Genomic DNA, 21,081 nt, shown 5'->3' with positions numbered 1-21,081 from the left:
ATACGCATGGCCCTTTCCTCTATCTTTGCTCATAAGATGCGTTCTATCTTAACAATGTTAGGTATTATTATCGGTATTAGTGCCATTATTACTATCATCTCAATGGGTGATGGTACAAACGCAAAGTTTAAAAAAGAATTAGGCCAAGGAAAAGATAATGAAGTAACGATTTACTACAACAACCCTGATTACGGAACAGATAGTGCCAAAATCACACCTGATATGCTAAACCGTCTGCAAACTGTACCAGGCGTTAAAGATGTATATCCAGACGTAAGTATGAAAGTAAAAGCATCTGCTGGTTCAAAAGATGTAAATCTTGATTTAAAAGGTGGAACAGGCGCCTTTATGAAAGATTCGAAAATAAAATTAGTTCACGGTCGTGAATTAAATGACAGTGAACTAAACCAAGCAATCCCTGCTGTTATATTAAATGAAGAAGCTTTCAACAAATTATTTAGTGGTTGGGAATCAAACCAATACACAGATATAAAAGGAAAGCCTTATAAAATAGTCGGTGTATACGAAACGAAAAACGACTTCGGAATGCCTATGCCTGAAGGTTATACGTCACTTGAAAACGCGCCTGTCATTTCAGGAGTAAATGAGTATGACTCTGTAAGATTAACAATGACCTCTCCGACAGAACGTAAAAGTGTAGAAAAACAAGCTGTTTCTGTCTTAAACGAAATGAAAGCTCCTAAATTTGAGCACAAATTCGAAGCACAAGATTTAGGTGAATTTACGAAACAACTAGACGAATCAATCGGTATGATGAAAATGGTATTCGGTGGTATTGCTGCTATCTCCTTACTTGTTGGTGGTATCGGTGTAATGAACATCATGCTCGTATCTGTAACAGAACGTACACGTGAGATTGGTATTCGTAAAGCACTTGGTGCAACACGTGGTAAAGTATTAACACAATTCTTAATCGAATCTTGTATTTTAACAGGACTTGGTGGTTTCATCGGATTCATGCTTGGTATTTTCTTCGCTTGGATCGTCTCAATCTTTGCTGGATGGCCACTCGTTGTCTCAAAAGAACTTGGACTTCTTGCCGTAGGTATTTCAATGCTAATCGGTATTGCATTCGGACTACTACCAGCCAACAAAGCTGCAAAACTTGATCCAATTGAATGTTTACGATATGAATAAACAAAAACGTAGGAGTTTACACTCCTGCGTTTTTTATTTACCTATTAAATCGAGTTTCTTCTATTATATATATTTCACGTTACAACTATCACTCTAATACTCTTCATTATTTATAGGTACTAAGGCTATTATCTAATCCTATTATTGCAAAAATACTATGTAACAGACGAAAATCAAGGCGTAATTTTTTCCATGCTTCGACTGATTTTGTAACAATTATATCGATATTTCATTAAATTTCACCTCATTTATATCTTTTTACATCTAAAAAGGTTATCATTCCATAACTATCTTTTCATTCAGACAGTAAAATACGCTGTTTTTGTAACACTATAGATATCCACAAGAAATATTACCGTAACATTATTAATGTTACGGTAATTGAAATGCTACTCATTTTGTGTTTTACATGCCCTAATACGCCAAAAAACAACAAGGAAGCGCTATCAGGATATTTATGGAATTGTTACGGAATATTAATGCCCCGTTACGAAAGCTTTGTAATTTTATGTTTTTCGCAAATAAGAAAATAATGGTTGCTATAATGAGGTCAACGAAAACAAATGCAATGGAGGCTATTATGAAAAAATTTATGGGTATAGCAACAGCAGCGGTTTTTGGTCTTGGGATTTTCACAACATCTGCTAAAGCAGAAACGATCGTAACGACTGACGTACTAAACGTACGAGAAAACCCAACTACTGAATCAAAAGTTGTAGGAAAATTATTAGATGGATATAAAGTAAATGTTTTACATACAGAAAATGGTTGGTCAAAAGTTCAATTGAATAGCGGTAAAGAAGCTTTCATAAGCGCTGACTATACAAAAGACACTTACTACGTAACAGCAAACGTATTAAATGTACGTGCTAGTGCAAACACAGATTCAGAGATTCTTGGTAAGTTGAAAAAAGATGATGTAATCGAAACAACACACCAAGTACAAAATGATTGGATTCAATTTGAATATAACGGAAAAACAGCTTATGTTCATGTTCCTTACTTAACAGGTAAAGCACCAGTTAAAGTTCAACCAGTAGTTAAAGCTGAAAAAACAACTACAGTTCAAGATACAGCTAAAGTTCGTGAAGCTGTTAAAGCTCAGGAAGTAGCTGAAACTCAAGCAAAAGCTAAAGCAGTGGAAGCAACTAAAGCTCGCGAAGCAGCTGAAGCTCAAGCAGAAGTTAAAGCTCAAGAAGCGGCTAAAGCTCGTGAAGCAGCTAAGGCTCAAGAAGCAGCTAAAGCTCAGGCAGATGCTGAAGCTCAAGCAGAAGCTAAAGCTCAAGAGGCGGCTAAAGCTCGTGAAGCAGCTAAAGCTCAAGCAGATGCTGAAGCTCAAGCAGCGGCTAAAGCTCAAGAAGCAGCTAAAGCTCGTGAAGCGGCTAAAGCTCAAGAAGATGCTGAAGCTCAAGCGGCTAAGGCTCAAGAAGCAGCTAAAGCTCAAAAACCAGCTACACAACAACCTGTTGCAAAAGAAACTGAAACAAGTGCACCATCATCTTCTCGTGAGTTACGTGTTGTAGCAACAGCTTATACAGCAGATCCACTTGAAAATGGTTATAAAGCAGGCGACCAAGTAAAATCAGCTTTAGGCCACAACTTAACAGCTAATCCAAACATGAAACTAATTGCAGTTGATCCAAGTGTCATTCCATTAGGTTCAAAAGTATGGGTTGAAGGTTACGGAGTAGCAATCGCTGGTGATACTGGTGGAGCTATTAAAGGTAATAAAATCGACGTTTTAATGCCAGATAAAGGCACATCAAGTAGCTGGGGACGTAAAACAGTTACAGTTAAAGTATTAAACTAGTTAAAAAAAAGAGTCAGTCTCATCGTTGAGGCTGGCTCTTTTTTTTACTCTATTAAACTACTGAAAAATGACATAGTAAATGAAATTATATCAACGATTTTTCAAATATATCTATCGTAACCTACAATATATCAACGATTTTTCGAATATATCTATCATAACTTACAATATATCAACGATTCGACAAGAGATATCGATTTACCGACAAATTTTGACGTTAAAAGTACTTTAATATTAAAAAGGCGTTCCAAAATTTGGACCGCCCCCTATCTTCCCTATTCCACACAAGTAAACTGTGTCCAAGCCCCTACGTAATCTAGTAAGAATAACTCCTCTTCCGCAATTATACCGACAATATTTTTCCGTTCATCTATCGGCATTTCTTTAAGAATGATTTGCAGTTCACCTTTATACTTACCAAATGAATTGTTACCAATTACAACTTGCCCTCTTTCCTGTAGCACACTTTCGCGCACTGGGAAGTCATAGTCTTTGTACTTTTTACGCACTTCTGTAGAACGTACCATATACTCTGTTATGTCGCCGCGCCTTACGTGTAATTCTTGCAGCGTAGCTCTCTTCTCTACTTCAATCGCTTCGTCTACAAAGTGCACTTTTAGCTGTAACATGTAGCGATTTAAGTTTCCTAGTTTCTCTAACTCTTCCTCACTCGCATAAGCATTTCCGATAATGACATCATCAATTAACCCTGTTGCCCATAAATGCTTCGCTTGTACTTCAATTGGTAAATTACGATGCTCTTCTAATGTACATAATCCATCGTTAATATCCCATGGACCGATGTTTGCGACATGTGATGTAATAAAGGCTGCACTGCGAATACCATGCTTTTTAAAGCGTTCACTGCAGCGAATGAAATAATCGTACGGAAGACCAGTGAATTTTTGCGGATAAAAATTATGGCAACCAATTAAAGCTGATTTATTCGCTTGATGCGAAAGAATATTTTCTAAGTACGCAATATCGTTACTTACATTTAACTCAATTTTTAAACCGTACGGATTATTCGTCATTTTCGCTTCAGTTAACCCGTCGAAGCCTACATCTAAACGAATACCGTCTGCACCTAACTCCGCGAAGAATGATAAATCGCTATAACTAATACCAAGCTGATCAAAAACAGCCGGAGCTACATCTAAAATAACTTCCATATTGTTATCTTTTGCGTGATTGATAATCTCTTTAAATTCAGCTACAATTTCTTCTTTCGGACGATTCACAGATAACAAACAAGTAAATATTCTTGAAAAACCGTGTCGTGCCGCTGCGGAAATATAAGCCATATCTTTTTCTTTCGTTGAATGTTCTGGATAAAGTGAAATTCCTAATTTACGCTCCATGCTTTTGCATCTCCTTCACACGTTGTATTAATGCCATGCTCGTAAATCTATATTTTGCAGATAAACATGTTGCACATAAAATTGTCGGTACAATAATTACGTACGGTGAGTGTAGACCTAACATTACATATGCACCCATTGAACAACCGATAAATAAAACTGATACTAGTAGTAACACTAATAAAGATTTACTTTGTACCCATTTCGAATAATGGGCAATACACTGTCCGACCACGAATGTAATTAAGATGATAATTGCTCCGAGCATTCTGTTTTCTCCTCTCCTGCTAATTGTTGTTTCTCATACATTTTGAAGAATGGATAGTAAATAACGAATGAGATCGCAAAGTTAACAAGTACAAGTACACCAGCCATAATTGTCCAGTCCGTGCTAATAATCGCTGCAATTGGTGCTAACATCGTAAATGGCAGTTTCGCCATCATGAGTGGAATCATACCTGAAACAACTGCGAAATATGATACTGTCGTTGTCACTAGCGGTGTAATAACGAACGGAATAATTAAGATTGGGTTCATTACAATCGGAGCTCCGAAAATAATTGGCTCGTTAATATTGAATAAACCTGGTACGAATGATAATCTACCTAACTCTTTTAGGAACTTAGATTTAGAGAACATAAACATAATTACTAAAGCTAACGTTGAGCCTGATCCGCCAATCCATACGAACCATTGAATGAATTGCTCTGTAAATAAGTTTGGTAACTGATGTGCATTTCCTGTAGCCGTGAACACTTCCATATTTTCAAGAATTGCTGAATCCCACATCGGACGAATAATTGGTCCTAAAATCGCCGGTCCATGTATACCAAATGACCAGAAGAACACGATTAAGAATACTGTTAATAAACCACCGAATAAGTTATTTCCTACTAGTACTGATTTTAATGGTGCGATTAAGTATGTAATTGTTGTATTTACATCGAATTTCAAACCGTAGCGAATGCCCCAGAATAAAAGAATAACTACTAATGTTGGAATTAATGCTGCAAACGAATTTGAAACTGCTGGTGGGACACTGTCTGGTAATTTTATTGAGATATTATGCTTAATCATAAAATGATAAATTTCTACTGCAATTAATGCTGTAACAATTGCGCCGAATAAAGACGTTGCACTTAATGTTCCTACTGAAATATATCGACCTGCATCAATAACACCTGGTACAGCTTTCGTAATTTGAATTGGTTCAACTGATGCTAGTAAAAAGGCGAGTACAGATAGTAGCCCTGCACTTAATTGATTGAGCTGATAAAAGTTCGCGAGCGAAGCTCCTACACCAAACGCTGCGTATAATGCCATTAGTCCTACTGTAAATCGGAATGGAATATCTAAAATATGGCGAAACGGTGCAATCCATTCCATATATGCATCAATTGGTAAATTTAAAAAGATAACGAAAAATGACCCGACGATCGTTAACGGTAATGTAGAAATAACCCCATTTCGTATTGCCAATAAATGTCGTTGTCCTGCAATCTTTTGCGTTGTTGGCATAATCTTTTGTTCCATAAAATTCATAAACCCATTCATCAATAGCCCTCCTCTTTCTCTCTACTATAAAAGAATGAAATAAACTTTATAACATTATAATGTTTATATTTAAAAAGATATAATTATGCTAAAACTAATTGTTCTGCTTGCCTAAGCACTTTCAAACCATCACACATGCCATAATCTCGTTGGTCTATAATTGCAACTGGTATGTTGTATGAGTTTGCAAGAAACTCTACAGCTGGAAATAAATATTTCACTTGTGGACCAATTAAAACGACATCAGCTTCCTTAATTTCAAGTTTCACAAGTTCTGAATCAACCGCCTTAATTTTATAATTCTTCCCCTGTTTCTTTGCCTCTTCTTGCATTTTTCTTACGACCATACTCGTTGACATACCTGCTGCACAACATAATAAAATATACATCTTATACTGTCACTTTCTCTTCCACGCGTTTATGAAGAGTAATAAATTCTTTAGCTAGTTCTTTCACTGTAATTGCATTCATTAAATGGTCTTGTGCGTGCACTAACAGTAAACTGATTTCTGCATGATTTCCTCTTGCCTCTTCTTGAATTAAATCCGTTTGAATACGATGCGCTGCTGAAATTTCCTCACTAGCAAGTTTCATCTTTTCACCCGCATTCTCAAAATCTCCTTGTCTTGCAAAAGCGATTGCTTCAAGCGCCGCACTTCTCGCATTGCCACCATGTAAAATTAATGCAAATGGAGTTTGCATATCAGCCATTTTAAATTCCCCCAAGCTATATGTTTTCTATATTTTTATCTTATTATGAAAACGCATACAATTAAACATAAAAAACTTCCGTTATGTAACGGAAGTTTTTATATACTTTTTCAAAATGATAATAAAATCTCTTGAAAATCTTCAATTACCTCGGTCTGAGTAAGTTTCTCTATCGTAGTTTGACTAGACATAATATCATATAAAAAATCATAAAGCCTTTGCAAATCTTCATTATTATTGCGCTTTACACTAAATAAAATAATTACTTGTACTTTTTTATCTCCCCAATCAACAGCCTTTTCAAGTGTGCAAAACATCAAAAAAGTTTCCTCACTTAATAACTGCATCGGATGCGGGATTGCAACTGAATTCCCAACCGCTGTCGGAGACGTATTTTCTCTTTCCATAACAGAAGCATAAAAGTTTTCTGGTACATAGCGTTTCTCAGCAGCTTTCTCACATAAAAACTGAATAACATCCTCTTTCGTAGAAGCACTATGATTTAAAAAGATTAAATCTTCCTTAATATATTGCTGCACACTATTATTCACATGCGTAAACAACCGCTGACCAATCGATTTAATCTCTTTATCATCAAATATTGAATTCACTTTTATAACTGGAACAGGCAAGCCACTCGGTATATGAATCGTACTAATAATACAATCTATTTTTTCTTTATAAAGATCTTCTACTTTCAATTGATAATAGCCTGTAATACCTACAATCTCTAATTTATCTCGGAACTGTGATAAAATTTTATATTTTAATAGTTGTGCACTTCCTTGACCAGTCGCACAAACTAATAAGCATCTTTTCTTTTGATTCTGCTCCTGCAAACGGCTCATCGCTCCGCCGAAGTGAATTGCTATATAACCAATTTCACTTTCAGGGATCGATTCACCCGTATATTCACCAATGATATCTCCAACAAGAACCGCAATTTCAAAAGCATATGGATAATTCTTTTTCACTTCTGCCAAAAGAGGATTTCTCGTATTTAACTTATACTTCAAACGATTTAATAACGTTTTTAAATGAATACCAAATCCAAATAATAATTCTTCATCATAATAAAAAATAAGATTCCGTTCTTCCGCTACTTTAAAAAGAATATGTTGCATAAATGCATATATATCTTTTCCTAATAGCTCTTCTACATTTTCATAGCGATCTCTCGTTGTAACAGCAGTACTTAATAAATGCATCGTCACATATAATACTTCTTCTTCTGGAAATAAAAATTTTAACTCTTTCTCTAAATCTCCTAAAATCTGCTTCGCAATTGTATATTCTTTCTTTATTATAAGTTCTGATTGCTCCGCATGCAGTTCTTTCATATAATGTTGACTTTGACAACGCTTTAATGCGATTGCAATATGAATGACTAAATTATCAATTTCTATATCAGATAAATATATTGTTCCGCCTTCAATATACTTTAATATAATTGAACGAATGAGTGATATATGAGGTAGCGATAAATATGTCTCCGTCTGCTCAAATTGCTCATGAAACGGAGTATGGTCATAACGCGGTAAACCATATTGTGATAAACAAGAACGAATATTAAATTCCCCTCCAACAATACGTATACCATAATACGGTCTCTTCTCAATTTGTAATTTATAGCGGCCACATATATCTGTAACATCTTTCATAATTAAATTGACCGTTGATTTGCTCACATAAATCTCTTCTGCTAATTCTGAAAGCTTCACATATCCCTCTGTCGTTAAAACACGCTGCAGAATATACGCTATTCTTTCTTCATAAGAAGTTGGGATCTTTTCCGTCTGTTTTTGAAATAGACTCACACAAAATTCTTCAAATTTCTTCGTTTGTATAATTTCTAATTCGTACCCAGTCCCTCTTTGCGATTCGATTTTCGCTCCGTTTTCTTCCAATATATCATTTAATAATTTTATATCCTTTTGAATCGTCTTCGTTGATACATGTAAACGGCCCGCTAAAAAAGCTCGATTTAACATCGATTTCTCTTCTAAAAACTCCTCTAAAATAGAAATTAATCGCTGATGCACCTTTGTCATAGCTCTTCCTCTCGCTCTTTATATATAAAGGGGGAAAAGCTGCTGAAATCAGTAGTTTTTCCCCTTTATATTCTCTCTATTTCTTTAATGTGAACCCGAATTTATCCCATGCTTGTAAATAATCTAATAAGAAAATTTCTTCTTCTATAATTCGACCAACTACATTTGTTTTTCCTGTATTCACCATATCTTTTAATGCAATTTGTAATTCGCCTTTATACTGGCCATATTGTTCATTATCAATTAATAAATCTCCACGCTTAATTTCACGCGTATTATGAGGTTTAAACTCTTCTTTTTTATATTTCACACGACTTTGTGTAGAACGAATCATATATTCAGATACATCTCCGCGATAAAAATGTGGTTCGTCTAATACGATAATTCTTTCTAATTCTGTCGTTGTATCATATAGTTCTATATCAAATGTTTGTTTCTCTTTATTTAATGCACCTAGTGCTTGTAATTCTTCTTCTGACGCATATGCGTTTGCAATAATAACATCATCAATTAATTCCGTCGCGAATAAATGCTTCGCCTGTGTTGTCATCGGTAATTCACGATGCTGCTCTAATGTACATAACCCTTCTGTTACTGGCCAAGGTCCGTATGTTGCATCAAATGATGAAATAAAAGCAGCCGTTCTCATACCGTAATCTTTAAATTGTTTCGAGCATTTAATGAAATGATCGTATGATAACCCTGAATAACGATGCGGATAAAAATTATGACAACCAATTAAATTTTCACGATTTGGTCTATGACTCATAATGTTATCTACATACTTCGTACCATTACTCATATTAATCTCAATTTTCAAACCATACGGATTATAAGTCATAATTGATTCTTCTAATCCTGAGAAACCAACATCTAAACGAATACCGTACGCACCTAATTCATGGAAGAATGATAAATCATTATACGAAATACCTAATTGTTCAAAAACAGATGGACTAATATCAACTAATACTTGGAACCCTAATGCATTCGCATGAGAGATCGTTTCTTTAAATTCTTCTATAATTTTCTCTTTTTCTCCATCCACAGATAATAAACATGTGAACACACGTGTAAATCCATATTTACTTGCTAATGTTAAATACTCCTTATCTTTCTCTACTGTTGAATGTTCTGGATAAATAGAAATACCTAATCGTCTCATATGTACACGCCTCTTTCTTCATCATATTGTAAACCTTTTCAAATATATGTAGTGAAAAAGTATATATCCCCTTCTTGTTCACTACCCTTTTGAATCCGCTTTCTTTAAAGAAAAAACAATTTCTATCATTCTTAACACCTACAAGTCTATACATCTATACTTTACATCTTTTTTTCATAGTTGTGTAGCTTTTACACAAATTTGTCAGTTTTTCATCTTAAAAATTGTTATCCGTTTTCAAGACACCTTCCTTGACTGTTTCATTGGCCAATACATATACTCGAAAGAAAAGAGAAAATTTTATATAGGGGATGAATATATGGGAGAAGCAATACTCGTAAAACGAGAACCGTTATGGACAAAAGAGTTTGTTGCTTTAATTTTTGCAAACTTATGTATGTTTTTAGGGTTTCAAATGTTAATTCCAACCTTACCTGTTTATGTGAAAGAAATTGGTGGCACAAGTTCCAATATCGGATTGGTTGTTGGCATGTTTACCGTTGCGGCACTTTTTGTTAGACCGCTAACTGGGAATGCCTTGCAAAAATTCAATAAAAAAATCATTTTAATGATCGGTACTGCTATTTGTTTACTCGCTATGGGCAGTTACCTTTTCGCCTCAACAATCTTTCTCTTGCTTGCTGTTCGTATTTTACACGGAGCTGGTTTCGGTATTACAACGACTACATATGGAACTGTCGTTTCTGATTTAATTCCCTCAGCTCGCCGCGGAGAAGGCATGGGATATTTTGGCCTTTCTGGAACAATTGCAATGGCCCTCGGTCCACTTATCGGACTATGGCTTATGCAAACATATAACTTCACAATTCTTTTTTTATGTGCATTATCGTGCACAATTGTTTCATTAATATTAACGAAACTACTTCAAATCCAAAAAACGAAACAGCCTCCACAACAATCATCTAGTACTTTTCTCGATGGATTTATTGAGCGTAAAGCTTTACTTCCTTCATTATTAATATTATGTATTACATTAATGTACGGAGGAATCGGAAGTTTTATCACACTATTTGCTACAGAAGTCGGCATAGCTGATATTAGTCTCTTCTTTTTATGTAACGCACTAGCAATCGCTGTAACTCGTCCATTCTCTGGGAAGCTATATGATGCGAAAGGTCATACATTCGTCATCATTCCGGGAGTTATTATAACGTTTACAGGTATTATTTTATTGTCGTATACGACGACAATTCCGAGCTTAATTATTGCTGCAGCATGTTACGGAAGTGGTTTTGGGGCGATCCAACCCGCACTACAAGCATGGATGATTGACCGCGTAGCACCGCATCGACGTGGCGTAGCAACGGCTACATTCTTCTCCGCATTTGACCTTGGAATCGGCGCTGGAGCTATTATATTTGGATTTATTGCTCATTTTACAAACTATGCAACTGTATATCGTTATTCTTCGCTATTACTTATTGCTTTTCTCTTCATTTACATTACAAGTATAAGAAAACAAAAGCACGGAGATAAAAATACAGAAAAAGCTGCTGGATAATTTAGCGGCTTTTTTTCTTGCAAAAAAGACTACTTAATAAATATTAAACCTTATGTTGACGTTATAAAACTACATGCATTTCCCTACATATTTTTTTAACTTTCCTCAAAAAATATACAATGAACTTGTAGACAATTCCCTTGATATACAATTGAATAATACTATTCTAAAAAGTGTGATTTATTTACAAAAACACTATTTACGAAATACAAAAACCAATAAAATACAGCTGTTTCTTTAAAGAATTGTAAACTTTTCATCTCTTTGTAAATTTAGTGTAAATTTTACTAGCAAACCGTTTACAGTGACTCAAGGTTCAGTTAATAATTACAGCGTACATGAAATTTAAGGAGTGGAATGCGTGGAATATAATGTTCAAGAAATGATCTTCCAATTCATTGGTGGATTAGGTATTTTCTTATTCGGGATTAAATACATGGGCGATGGACTGCAACAAGCAGCTGGAGATCGTCTTCGCGATATTCTAGATCGTTTTACAACAAACCCACTAATGGGTGTACTAGCTGGTATGTTAGTTACTGTATTAATCCAATCTAGTTCAGGAACAACCGCTTTAACAGTCGGACTTGTAAGTGCCGGATTTATGACATTAAGACAAGCAATCGGTGTTATTATGGGTGCAAACATCGGTACGACAGTTACTGCATTTATTATCGGAATTAAAATCGGAGAATATGCTCTCCCAGTTATGGCAGTTGGAGCAATCTTACTATTCTTCTTTAAAAATAAAAAAGTACATTCTGTAGGTCAAGTTGTATTCGGTTTTGGTATGCTATTCTTCGGTTTAGAATTAATGAGCGCAGGTATGAAACCTCTTCGTTCTTTAGAGTCATTCCAAGATTTAATGATTAGCATGAGTGATAATCCAATTTTAGGAATTGTTGTCGGTACAGTCTTCACTTTAATTGTACAGAGCTCAAGTGCAACAATCGGTATTTTACAAGAACTATTCGGTCAAGGTGCAATCGATTTACAAGCATCTCTTCCTGTATTATTCGGTGATAACATCGGTACGACAATTACAGCAGTATTAGCAGCAATCGGTACTTCAATTGCAGCAAGACGTGCAGCATTAGTTCACGTTATCTTTAATATTATCGGTACCATTATCTTTACAATTTTATTAGTACCATTTACAAGTTTAATTCAATATTTCCAAACATCATTAAACTTGAATCCAGAAATGACCATTGCATTTGCACACGGAACATTTAACGTAACAAATACAATCATTCAGTTCCCATTCATTGCAGTATTAGCATGGATTGTAACAAAAATTATTCGCGGCGAAGATTCTGCTATTAATTTCAAACCGCAACATTTAAATCCAATCTTTATTGAACAATCTCCAGCCATCGCTTTAACTGAAGCTCAAAAAGAGATTATCCGTATGGCGGAGTTCTCATTACATGGATTAAAAGAAGCAAATCAATTTTTAAATACACAAGACAAAAAACACGCAAACATGGCTACTCAATTAGAAGGAGCTATTAACAATTTAGATAAAAAAATTACCGAGTATTTAGTTTTACTATCAGAAAAGCCACTTTCACCTACGGATTCTGAAAAACATTCTGTTTTAGCAGGTGTTGTTGGAGATATTGAACGTGTCGGTGATCATGTAGAAAACCTTGTAGAACTTGTAGATTTCCAAATTTCAAACCGTGTTTCACTATCAGATGAAGCATTAGCTGAATTAAACGAAATGCTAGAATTAACGATTTCAACACTGCAAGACGCAGTTGAAGCTTTAACAAACTTCGATACTGAACTAGCTCAAACTGTTATTGCAAAAGAACGCAAAATCGATCAAATGGAACGTGTTCTTCGTAAACGTCACGTATTACGTCTAAACGAACGCAGCTGTTCAGGTGATGCAAGTATCATCTTCGTCGATATGGTAAGTAACTTAGAGCGCATTGGCGATCACGCTGTAAATATCGCTGACGGTGTTTTAGGCGAACAAGGAAAAATCAATTTAAAACAATCATTATAATAAGAAAGAGACGCTAACTTAAGCGTCTCTTTTTTCATTATATTTTAACAACTGTTCTTCCTTTTAACTTTCCTTGCAATATAAGTGCAAACTTCTTCTCTAATTCTTCTAATGTACATTCTTCTGTATAAGATAGTAATTCTTTATTTCCCCATTCTTTCGCTAAAAGCGTCCAGACATCTCTTCTCACATCTACTGGGCATTGCACGGAATCTATCCCTAAAAGGCTTATACCTCGTAAAATAAACGGATATACCGTGGTTTGTAGTTCCTGGCCTGCCACATTACCGCATGTCGTTACACAACCACCATACTTTACTGTTTTTAAAGCTGTTTCTAACATATGTCCACCTACAGTATCGATAACTCCCGCGTATATCCCTTTTAACATCGGTCTTCCTGATTCATCATTCAATTCCGCGCGATGAATCACTTTTTTCGCTCCTAGACGTAGTAGCATTTCTTCCTCTTCCATTTTCCCTGTCGCTCCTACTACGTTAAACCCTAACTTACTTAATATACTAACAGCTACACTCCCTACGCCGCCTGTAGCACCCGTTACTAAAATATCTCCCATACTAGGCTTGATTCCTGCTCCAATAAGCTTATATACCGACAAAGCCGCAGTAAAACCTGCTGTCCCATACATCATACTTTCCTTTAATGACATTCCTTCTGGTAAAGGCACGACCCAAGATGATGGCACGCGAATATATTCTCCGAAACCACCAGAGGTATTCATACCTAAGTCATATCCCGTTACAATAACTTGATCTCCTACCTTAAAGCAGTTATCTTCACTACTCACAACTTCTCCTGCGGCATCAATTCCTGGCGTATGAGGATACGTTCTCGTAACACCTTTATTACCAGTAGCTGAAAGGGCATCTTTATAATTTAATGAAGAATAATGAACTTGTATGAGTACGTCTCCCTCAGGTAAACTACTTACTTCTCTCTCAACAACTTTTCTTACAAACTGATGATTTTCCGTTTCGTTCACAACGATTGCTCGGAATGATGTATGATTCATTATGCTCTCTCCTTTATCCGTCAAATTCTTCTTTATTATATAGAAGAAATAAGTAAGCTTACTCATTTCTTCTTGGCTATATTTCAACAAATCTTACTTCCCTATCGCTTTCTCATAATATATATTTTCATTTCTACTAATAGCCCTTATACTTATTCTACATCTACAAAATAATATATAGAAAATCTGACTTTTTATAAATAAATTGAATTTTTACGAAATGTAAATGATTTGTAATGTTTTTTTTCGCTAAATTTCATTATAATAAGTGGATATGAGTGTCGTATTTCAATCCAAATGAAGGAGTACAAGAAATGGAGCAAAACCCATCTTTGCAAGAAAATACACGCAGTAAACCGAAAAAAAATAAGAAAAAAATAAAAATTATTATAAGCGCTATACTATTCGTTTTATTAATAGGCGGCGGTTATACTTGGTTTTTAGTAAATAAAGCATCTTCTGCTGTTCGAAATGCCGCACACGATTTAGCACGCGGTGATAAATCTGATTTACGTGATAAGGCTGTAAAACCTATTACAAACAATGTCTCTGTTTTAATAATGGGTGTTGATGAAAGCGATGTCCGTGGAAAAGAATATGGTGAAGCTATAAGAACAGACGCGCTTTTACTTGCAACATTTAATAAAGATAGCAAAACTGTTAAACTATTAAGTATCCCACGTGACACATATACTTATATTCCAATAGAAAAGAAAAAAGATAAAATTACACACGCTCATGCATTCGGTTCTGCTAAAAACGGAAAAAATGGTGGACCACAAGCAAGCATTGATGCAGTTGAAAAATTAATGAATGTTCCTGTCGATTATTTTGTAAAATTCAACTTTAAATCATTTATAAAAATCGTCGATGACTTGGGCGGTGTTGAAGTTGATGTACCAGTTGAATTTACTGAGCAAGATAGCAATGATAATGCTGAGGCAATTCACCTAGAAAAAGGTGTTCAAAAGTTAAATGGCGAAGAAGCTCTTGCTCTTGCTAGAACAAGACACATCGATAGTGATGCAATGCGTGGACAACGTCAACAACTCGTTATCGAGGCTATTTTAAAGAAACTAACAAGTGTTGGTTCTGTAACAAAAGTTGGCAACATCATTGATGATATTAACGGACAATTCGTTACAAACTTAACATTTGATGATATGCTTTCATTCTATAAATATGGATCGGATTCGGAAATTGAGAAATTACAAATCCAAGGTGATGATTGCTATATGGCAAAAGGTGACGATACATGTAGCAAATCTGCTGGTGGTGGTCGAACTTACTACTACAATCCAGATAAAAAAGAATTAGCTAATGTTACAAATGAACTTCGTACTCATCTTGGGCTACCTGCATATACAAAGTCTGACTCAGACTCTGATTCGAAAAAGACAAAAGAATCTAAGTCTGAAAATTCAAGTGAACGCGAATCAAGTAACAATGAAGTGAAAAATAAGAACAAAAATAGCAGTGAAGATACAGAAACATCGTCTAACGACAATGAATAGTAAAGAAGCAGTACTCTATGGAGGTAGAGTACTGCTTCTTTTTATTTCTTCAGAATCAAAAATCAGAACTTTCTAACTATCTTTTTTAATATTTTTAAATTATAATAAATAGTAGCAATCTATTCCAATTATCAGGGGGCTCATACATATGAAAGCTGCAGTAAAACATAACATCTCAGATTTTAAAGACTACTTAAAATCCAACGATATATACATGGAAGAAAATATAGATGAAAATGATGGCTCTGTTCATTTTTCAGTAGGATTAGAGACAGAAGCTGGCGCAAAAATTCAACTTATCGCTGCTTTCCAAAACGAACATCCTACGGTGGATATATACTGCTTCAATGTTGCTCACGTGCCTGATGCAACATCAACAAATGATATTTTACATGTTATTAATGAATTAAACACATCTTATCGCTTTGCAAAATTCACATTAAACAAGCAAAATGCAATTGATATTTCAGCATCTCTTGCATTCTCAGAACCAAACTTTAATCCAGCACTTGTCTTTGAACATACGAGAATGCTATATAAATTAGCAAATGACGAATATAAAAACTTAATGAAAGTTATTTGGGCATAAAGTAAAACTATAATCCGTTAGGTTTACGGACAATAAATAAAAGGATGGGCTGTAAGCAGCACCATCCTTTTATTTTGATATCATATCGATCCACATTTTAACAGCAGTGCCTACAATTAAAGTGGACAATACATATTGCAGTACTTTTTGATTTAACCTCTTCCCGACTCGTGCTCCAAGTGGCGCAGCAAATATACTGGCAACCGCAATAATTAGAGCTGGAATGATAACTACTTGCCCAGTAATCACTTTTCCTGTAGTAATCCCTATTGAGGAAATAAACGTAATAGCGATAGATGTCGCGATCGTCATGCGCAGTGGTAATTTTAAAATAACTAGCATAATGGGAACTAAAAGGAACGAACCTCCAGCTCCTATAATGCCTGAAGCTCCCCCTACAACGAACGCTAACAAGCTTGCTAACCATTTATTATACTTCACATCTCCACTATTATTTTGTTTCGGTACAAACATCATAATAGCTGCAATTGTAGCTAATGCTGCATAAACAACATTGACTGTATGTTCCTCTAATATGTTAGCACCGAAACTCCCTATGAAGCTTCCTATTAATATACTAGCTCCCATATACATAACTAACGTTTTATTCATGTCATTACTTTTCCGGTATGCCCACGCGCCTGCAAAAGTTGCAAAGAATACTTGTACCGCTGTAATACCGCTCACTTCATGTGACGTATAGCCAGTAAATCCTAGCAATACTGGAATGTATAAGATCATCGGATAATTAATAATCGCGCCACCAATCCCAACCATTCCTGATATAAACGATCCTATAAACCCAATTATAAAAAGTAATACGACTAAGCTCATCTTACATCCCCCGCCTTCTAAAAAGAAGGTGATTTAAATGAATAAGTTTACATTCCCATCCGAAGCATCTGCTAAATATGCCCCTACACCTGCAAACTCTACCCCTTCCATAATCTCTTCCTCTTTTAACCCTAATAAATCTACTGTCATTTGACAAGCTACAAGTTTAATTCCTTGTTCTTTCGCCAAATCAATTAAATCTGGCAAAGGCATTGCGTTATGTTTTTTCATAATGCCTTTAATCATCTTCGGCCCCATGCCAGCAAAATTCATTTTGGATAATCCCATCTTATCAGCACCGCGTGGCATCATTTTTCCAAATACTTTTTCTATAAATGTTTTCTTTACATTCACATGTTCATCTTTCCTTAAAGCATTTAATCCCCAGAAAGTATGAAAAATAGTTACCTCTTGATCATACGCCGCTGCGCCATTTGCAATAATATAAGCAGCCATTGCTTTATCGTAATCCCCGCTAAATAAAACGATTGTTGTTTTCTTCTGTTGTTCCATATTGTTCTCCCTCCAATTACCTATAGGGGTATTTATTTATTTATAAAAAGGCCCAAATCACTTACTTCACTATATGACTTTACCTTCCCACGCTAACATACCACCTACCATATTGATTGCTTGAAAACCGTAGCTCTCTAGAAACTGAACTGCTCTTCCACTTCTTCCGCCAGAGCGACAAACGATAATATACTCTTTCTTTTTATCCAACTCATGCATTCGAAACTCTAATAGCCTTAGCGGAATATTACATGCTTCTGGAATTCTCCCTTCTGCTACTTCTTCTACTTCACGGACATCTACGATATTTACTGCTTCTTTACGTAACAATTTTTCTTCTAATTCTTTTGCTGTCATTTCTTTCATTTTAAAGTCCCTCCTCACAAAGCATTCATACCACCCGAAACGTTTATTACTTGCTGAAACCCTAGTTTTTTCAACATCTTTGCAGCTTGCTTACTTCTCATTCCACTTTGGCAAATAACGATTACTTCCTTATTTTTATCTAACTGACTTGCTCTACTAGCTAACTCATTTAACGGGATATTCTGAAATCCTTTCATATGATTTCCTCTATATTCACCTACTGTACGAACATCGATACGTTGTTTCCCCTTTTTTTCCACTATATTCTTTAATTCTTTTCCACTGATATTTTGCACACCTTTCACTGGTAAAAATCGTGAAATAACAAACCATGCAGCAAGTACAATGAAAAGCGTACTTAATATTGTGTTCATATAACCAACCTCTCTGCATTTATAACAATATTTTTTTCCTACGCCTTCTTAATCCAAAACTTCAGCACATCAGCTTCTTCTACATGCTTTACGATGTCATGACCACTTTTATTTGCCCACGCTGGAATATCCTTAACTGACCCTTTATCCGTTACGTGTATTTCTAACACTTCTCCAGTTTGTAGAGTATCCATTGCTCTCTTTGTTCTTACAATCGGCATTGGACATGCTAAACCTTTCGCATCTAATACTTGTTTTATATTCATCATCAATTCCTCCAATTTGTTATTTTTATAATGACTCATGCACTGCACAACGATTTGGGCCAATCTCCATTTCACGCTCTTCTTCCACACTCGGATGAATTTTCCCCATATTCGTTTGACGAATTTCTTCATATGCATTTGGTTGTGGCGGTAAGTTCTCTGTCACAGTTTTACGAAACTCTATTTCATCAACAATATTTAACCCTACATTCTCTTTAAATAGCTCTTGTAAGCTCGCACTCACAATGCCTCTTCCATCCATTTCACTTATTTTTGAATAATGAGCTGGTAAAACAATTAAATCTTGAGACAGTTCCTTATACAGCGTATATAACGTATTTCGTAAATCACTCACCCAATCTTCAGCCTTACCAGCAAGGTCAGGACGCCCAATTGAATCTACAAATAAAATATCACCTGATAATAAATAAGAATCATCTACAATGAATGACGTACTTCCAATCGTATGCCCTGGTGAGTATAACGCGTCAATTTCAATTTTTGTACCCCCCACCGTAATAACAGATCCTTCTACAAGTGGTTCATATGAGAAAACGACTTCCTCGGCATCTTTTGGCGGTAACCAATACGTACCACCTACCTTTTCAGCTAACTTACGTCCTCCGGAAATATGGTCTGCATGTAAATGTGTATCCATTACATTCGTAATCGTAACGCCATGCTCTTTCGCAAACTCCTCATATGCTTCAACCGTTCTTACTGCATCAATAACTGCTGCTTCACCGTTAGAAACAACCATATAAGATAAACAGCCTTTTCCAAGACGATTAAATTGATATATACTTCCTCCGCCCTGTACATCCCCTACTTTTAACGGCTTCACATATTCACTCCAAGCTTTCATACCACCAGCTAAATAATAAATATTTTGTAATCCCGCCTCTGTTAATTGCTCTGCTACAAATATAGAAGACCCTTCTTTTGCACATACTACTAAAACATCTTTATCTTTAGGTAATTCACTTACAATATGATCTACACCATCTAACAAATCAAAGTAAGGTCTATTAATAGAAGAAACTTGTTTCCCTTCAATTTTCCAATCTTCATAATCCGTCTCATTGCGAACATCTAAAATAAATAACTCTCCGAATAAAACTTTCTCTGCCACATCTTTTGCTTGTAACGGTTTAACATTCATTTAATTACCCCCATAGGTATATTTTCGTTCAAAAAAATTTACTTCTCTATATTCCCTTGCCACTCTACCATACCTGGAATGACATTTTTCACATTTAAATAACCTTTCTCATTCAACATTTGGCAAGCTATATCACTGCGATTACCAGTTCGGCAAATAACATAAATTTGCTTCGTCTCATCTAACACTGCGCTGTCTAATTCACCTAATGGTACCGAAATGGCGGATGGAATATGGCCAAAAGCAAATTCCGCTGCTTCGCGAACATCTAATACAATGCTCTCTTCTCCATGAGACAATATAGACTGTAATTCTGCATTCGTAATTGTATGAGGATATTTCACAACTTCATTCACTTCATGCTCGTTTGCTTTCCTAACATAATGCACCAATACATCCCCCTCTTGTTTCGTCCCGATATATTGATGTCCTACTTTACTCGCCCAACTTTTTATATCTACCGTAGATCCTTTATCTGTTGCCTTAACTTCAATCACTTGCCCTGGTGCCAATCCTTCTATCGCCTTCTTCGTTTTCACAATAGGCATCGGACAAGCCAAACCTTTACAATCTAAACTCATATCCACTTTTATACTCATAATCGATTCCTCCACAATCCATATACATATACCTGCAGGGGTATATTAAAACGTTTTTGAAAATCTGTCAACAATTATGTTTGACAGATTATCGGCTTTTTACAAGTAATTGAACAGCTTCTTTAATTAACTCTTCATTTGAACCATTACCACTTTCAAACTGTTCACGCAAACATTGCTCTAAATTCTTTCCAACAACGAGCCCAATTGTACGATCAAGGGCAGAACGAGATGCCGTTAACTGTGTAATAACTTCTCGGCAATCTTTTCCTTCTTCCATCATACGAAGCACACCACGAACTTGACCTTCAATACGTTTCAATCTATTTTTCATATCTTGATTATATTCCATTCTATAATCACCTCATTACCATTATGTCACCATTTATAACCTATGACAATATATTATACCCTATAGGGTATTTTGTAAACCCCTATTTTTAATTTTTGTCTTATATGTTCGCAAACCAAAAAATAAAACC

22 protein-coding genes are annotated in these 21,081 nt (G+C 35.5%); 6 read left to right on the top strand and 16 right to left on the bottom strand.

Features of this window, described 5'->3' with window-relative positions:
* Nucleotides 1-6: 6 nt before the first annotated feature.
* Together ACS2FK_RS05060 and entC are read left to right on the top strand one after the other, a co-directional pair.
* Nucleotides 7-1,158 (top strand): ABC transporter permease, encoded by a 1,152-nt coding sequence (locus tag ACS2FK_RS05060; protein ID WP_015406456.1) that lies wholly within the window; start codon nt 7-9, stop codon nt 1,156-1,158.
* 457 nt (nt 1,159-1,615) lie between these two features.
* Nucleotides 1,616-2,968, top strand: coding sequence for a cell wall-binding protein EntC (gene entC / locus ACS2FK_RS05055; protein WP_063546519.1), 1,353 nt, complete (start codon nt 1,616-1,618; stop codon nt 2,966-2,968).
* A 275-nt stretch (nt 2,969-3,243) separates the two neighbouring features.
* Here the strand turns inward: entC and ACS2FK_RS05050 are convergent, their stop codons facing one another.
* From ACS2FK_RS05050 to ACS2FK_RS05020, 7 genes are all read right to left on the bottom strand, one after another.
* Nucleotides 3,244-4,329: a DUF871 domain-containing protein gene (locus ACS2FK_RS05050; protein ID WP_063546516.1), complete on the bottom strand. Its 1,086-nt coding sequence runs from the start codon at nt 4,327-4,329 to the stop codon at nt 3,244-3,246.
* Nucleotides 4,319-4,597 (bottom strand): hypothetical protein, encoded by a 279-nt coding sequence (locus ACS2FK_RS05045; protein ID WP_000900046.1) that lies wholly within the window; start codon nt 4,595-4,597, stop codon nt 4,319-4,321. The genes ACS2FK_RS05050 and ACS2FK_RS05045 overlap by 11 nt, the downstream gene beginning before the upstream one ends.
* The gene (locus ACS2FK_RS05040; RefSeq protein ID WP_001013042.1) at nt 4,573-5,883 is read right to left on the bottom strand and encodes a PTS sugar transporter subunit IIC; all 1,311 of its coding nucleotides are present in this window, start codon (nt 5,881-5,883) and stop codon (nt 4,573-4,575) included. Before ACS2FK_RS05040 ends, ACS2FK_RS05045 begins: the two co-directional genes overlap by 25 nt.
* Nucleotides 5,884-5,966: 83 nt before the next feature.
* Nucleotides 5,967-6,272, bottom strand: a complete 306-nt coding sequence (locus ACS2FK_RS05035) for a PTS sugar transporter subunit IIB (protein ID WP_000275645.1) — start codon at nt 6,270-6,272, stop codon at nt 5,967-5,969.
* A gap of 1 nt (nt 6,273) precedes the next feature.
* Complete coding sequence (locus ACS2FK_RS05030; RefSeq protein WP_000774624.1) at nt 6,274-6,594, bottom strand: PTS lactose/cellobiose transporter subunit IIA; 321 nt, start codon at nt 6,592-6,594, stop codon at nt 6,274-6,276.
* A gap of 110 nt (nt 6,595-6,704) precedes the next feature.
* Complete coding sequence (locus tag ACS2FK_RS05025) at nt 6,705-8,645, bottom strand: BglG family transcription antiterminator (RefSeq protein WP_063546514.1); 1,941 nt, start codon at nt 8,643-8,645, stop codon at nt 6,705-6,707.
* Between the two features lie 76 nt (nt 8,646-8,721).
* Nucleotides 8,722-9,810: a DUF871 domain-containing protein gene (locus ACS2FK_RS05020; protein WP_001253350.1), complete on the bottom strand. Its 1,089-nt coding sequence runs from the start codon at nt 9,808-9,810 to the stop codon at nt 8,722-8,724.
* A 319-nt stretch (nt 9,811-10,129) separates the two neighbouring features.
* Here ACS2FK_RS05020 and ACS2FK_RS05015 point away from each other — a divergent pair, with 319 nt between their 5' ends.
* Both ACS2FK_RS05015 and ACS2FK_RS05010 read left to right on the top strand, forming a co-directional pair.
* A complete protein-coding gene (locus tag ACS2FK_RS05015; protein WP_000503254.1) occupies nt 10,130-11,332 on the top strand; it encodes an MFS transporter in 1,203 nt (400 codons plus the stop codon).
* 361 nt (nt 11,333-11,693) lie between these two features.
* Nucleotides 11,694-13,349 carry a Na/Pi cotransporter family protein gene (locus ACS2FK_RS05010; RefSeq protein ID WP_023521221.1) on the top strand — a complete coding sequence of 552 codons (1,656 nt, stop codon included), beginning with the start codon at nt 11,694-11,696 and terminating at the stop codon, nt 13,347-13,349.
* Nucleotides 13,350-13,386: 37 nt separating this feature from the next.
* Here ACS2FK_RS05010 and ACS2FK_RS05005 read toward each other — a convergent pair whose 3' ends face one another.
* A complete protein-coding gene (locus ACS2FK_RS05005) occupies nt 13,387-14,382 on the bottom strand; it encodes a YhdH/YhfP family quinone oxidoreductase (protein WP_063546512.1) in 996 nt (331 codons plus the stop codon).
* Between the two features lie 314 nt (nt 14,383-14,696).
* Here ACS2FK_RS05005 and ACS2FK_RS05000 point away from each other — a divergent pair, with 314 nt between their 5' ends.
* Both ACS2FK_RS05000 and ACS2FK_RS04995 read left to right on the top strand, forming a co-directional pair.
* On the top strand, nt 14,697-15,896 hold the full coding sequence (locus ACS2FK_RS05000) for an LCP family protein (RefSeq protein ID WP_000437406.1): 1,200 nt from the start codon (nt 14,697-14,699) through the stop codon (nt 15,894-15,896).
* Nucleotides 15,897-16,044: 148 nt separating this feature from the next.
* A complete protein-coding gene (locus ACS2FK_RS04995; protein ID WP_000642361.1) occupies nt 16,045-16,485 on the top strand; it encodes a hypothetical protein in 441 nt (146 codons plus the stop codon).
* Nucleotides 16,486-16,554: 69 nt separating this feature from the next.
* Here ACS2FK_RS04995 and ACS2FK_RS04990 read toward each other — a convergent pair whose 3' ends face one another.
* From ACS2FK_RS04990 to ACS2FK_RS04955, 8 genes are all read right to left on the bottom strand, one after another.
* The gene (locus tag ACS2FK_RS04990; protein WP_000060742.1) at nt 16,555-17,319 is read right to left on the bottom strand and encodes a sulfite exporter TauE/SafE family protein; all 765 of its coding nucleotides are present in this window, start codon (nt 17,317-17,319) and stop codon (nt 16,555-16,557) included.
* Nucleotides 17,320-17,352: 33 nt separating this feature from the next.
* Nucleotides 17,353-17,832, bottom strand: a complete 480-nt coding sequence (locus tag ACS2FK_RS04985) for a DsrE/DsrF/DrsH-like family protein (protein ID WP_000437741.1) — start codon at nt 17,830-17,832, stop codon at nt 17,353-17,355.
* A gap of 69 nt (nt 17,833-17,901) precedes the next feature.
* A complete protein-coding gene (locus ACS2FK_RS04980; RefSeq protein ID WP_000661802.1) occupies nt 17,902-18,198 on the bottom strand; it encodes a rhodanese-like domain-containing protein in 297 nt (98 codons plus the stop codon).
* Nucleotides 18,199-18,212: 14 nt separating this feature from the next.
* On the bottom strand, nt 18,213-18,572 hold the full coding sequence (locus ACS2FK_RS04975; RefSeq protein ID WP_063546510.1) for a rhodanese-like domain-containing protein: 360 nt from the start codon (nt 18,570-18,572) through the stop codon (nt 18,213-18,215).
* A 38-nt stretch (nt 18,573-18,610) separates the two neighbouring features.
* Nucleotides 18,611-18,841, bottom strand: a complete 231-nt coding sequence (locus tag ACS2FK_RS04970; protein WP_014481958.1) for a sulfurtransferase TusA family protein — start codon at nt 18,839-18,841, stop codon at nt 18,611-18,613.
* Nucleotides 18,842-18,863: 22 nt separating this feature from the next.
* On the bottom strand, nt 18,864-20,000 hold the full coding sequence (locus tag ACS2FK_RS04965; protein WP_063546508.1) for an MBL fold metallo-hydrolase: 1,137 nt from the start codon (nt 19,998-20,000) through the stop codon (nt 18,864-18,866).
* 38 nt (nt 20,001-20,038) lie between these two features.
* Nucleotides 20,039-20,599, bottom strand: a complete 561-nt coding sequence (locus ACS2FK_RS04960; protein ID WP_000023953.1) for a sulfurtransferase TusA family protein — start codon at nt 20,597-20,599, stop codon at nt 20,039-20,041.
* Between the two features lie 88 nt (nt 20,600-20,687).
* Entirely contained in the window at nt 20,688-20,951 is a 264-nt protein-coding gene (locus ACS2FK_RS04955; RefSeq protein ID WP_063546506.1) for a metal-sensitive transcriptional regulator, read from the bottom strand.
* Between the last annotated feature and the right edge of the window lie 130 nt (nt 20,952-21,081).

The sequence above is a fragment of the Bacillus cereus group sp. BceL220 genome (assembly GCF_051776965.1).
Taxonomy (GTDB): Bacteria; Bacillota; Bacilli; order Bacillales; family Bacillaceae_G; genus Bacillus_A; species Bacillus_A cereus.
This window is presented reverse-complemented; position numbering and strand designations above follow the sequence as displayed.

Coding starts and splice junctions, on each gene's coding strand:
- ACS2FK_RS05060 (WP_015406456.1), top strand. CDS start 7: ATGGCCCTTTCCTCTATCTTTGCTCATAAGATGCGTTCTATCTTAACA.
- entC (WP_063546519.1), top strand. CDS start 1,616: ATGGAATTGTTACGGAATATTAATGCCCCGTTACGAAAGCTTTGTAAT.
- ACS2FK_RS05050 (WP_063546516.1), bottom strand. CDS start 4,329: ATGGAGCGTAAATTAGGAATTTCACTTTATCCAGAACATTCAACGAAA.
- ACS2FK_RS05045 (WP_000900046.1), bottom strand. CDS start 4,597: ATGCTCGGAGCAATTATCATCTTAATTACATTCGTGGTCGGACAGTGT.
- ACS2FK_RS05040 (WP_001013042.1), bottom strand. CDS start 5,883: ATGAATGGGTTTATGAATTTTATGGAACAAAAGATTATGCCAACAACG.
- ACS2FK_RS05035 (WP_000275645.1), bottom strand. CDS start 6,272: ATGTATATTTTATTATGTTGTGCAGCAGGTATGTCAACGAGTATGGTC.
- ACS2FK_RS05030 (WP_000774624.1), bottom strand. CDS start 6,594: ATGGCTGATATGCAAACTCCATTTGCATTAATTTTACATGGTGGCAAT.
- ACS2FK_RS05025 (WP_063546514.1), bottom strand. CDS start 8,645: ATGACAAAGGTGCATCAGCGATTAATTTCTATTTTAGAGGAGTTTTTA.
- ACS2FK_RS05020 (WP_001253350.1), bottom strand. CDS start 9,810: ATGAGACGATTAGGTATTTCTATTTATCCAGAACATTCAACAGTAGAG.
- ACS2FK_RS05015 (WP_000503254.1), top strand. CDS start 10,130: ATGGGAGAAGCAATACTCGTAAAACGAGAACCGTTATGGACAAAAGAG.
- ACS2FK_RS05005 (WP_063546512.1), bottom strand. CDS start 14,382: ATGAATCATACATCATTCCGAGCAATCGTTGTGAACGAAACGGAAAAT.
- ACS2FK_RS05000 (WP_000437406.1), top strand. CDS start 14,697: ATGGAGCAAAACCCATCTTTGCAAGAAAATACACGCAGTAAACCGAAA.
- ACS2FK_RS04995 (WP_000642361.1), top strand. CDS start 16,045: ATGAAAGCTGCAGTAAAACATAACATCTCAGATTTTAAAGACTACTTA.
- ACS2FK_RS04990 (WP_000060742.1), bottom strand. CDS start 17,319: ATGAGCTTAGTCGTATTACTTTTTATAATTGGGTTTATAGGATCGTTT.
- ACS2FK_RS04985 (WP_000437741.1), bottom strand. CDS start 17,832: ATGGAACAACAGAAGAAAACAACAATCGTTTTATTTAGCGGGGATTAC.
- ACS2FK_RS04980 (WP_000661802.1), bottom strand. CDS start 18,198: ATGAAAGAAATGACAGCAAAAGAATTAGAAGAAAAATTGTTACGTAAA.
- ACS2FK_RS04975 (WP_063546510.1), bottom strand. CDS start 18,572: ATGAACACAATATTAAGTACGCTTTTCATTGTACTTGCTGCATGGTTT.
- ACS2FK_RS04970 (WP_014481958.1), bottom strand. CDS start 18,841: ATGATGAATATAAAACAAGTATTAGATGCGAAAGGTTTAGCATGTCCA.
- ACS2FK_RS04965 (WP_063546508.1), bottom strand. CDS start 20,000: ATGAATGTTAAACCGTTACAAGCAAAAGATGTGGCAGAGAAAGTTTTA.
- ACS2FK_RS04960 (WP_000023953.1), bottom strand. CDS start 20,599: ATGAGTATAAAAGTGGATATGAGTTTAGATTGTAAAGGTTTGGCTTGT.
- ACS2FK_RS04955 (WP_063546506.1), bottom strand. CDS start 20,951: ATGGAATATAATCAAGATATGAAAAATAGATTGAAACGTATTGAAGGT.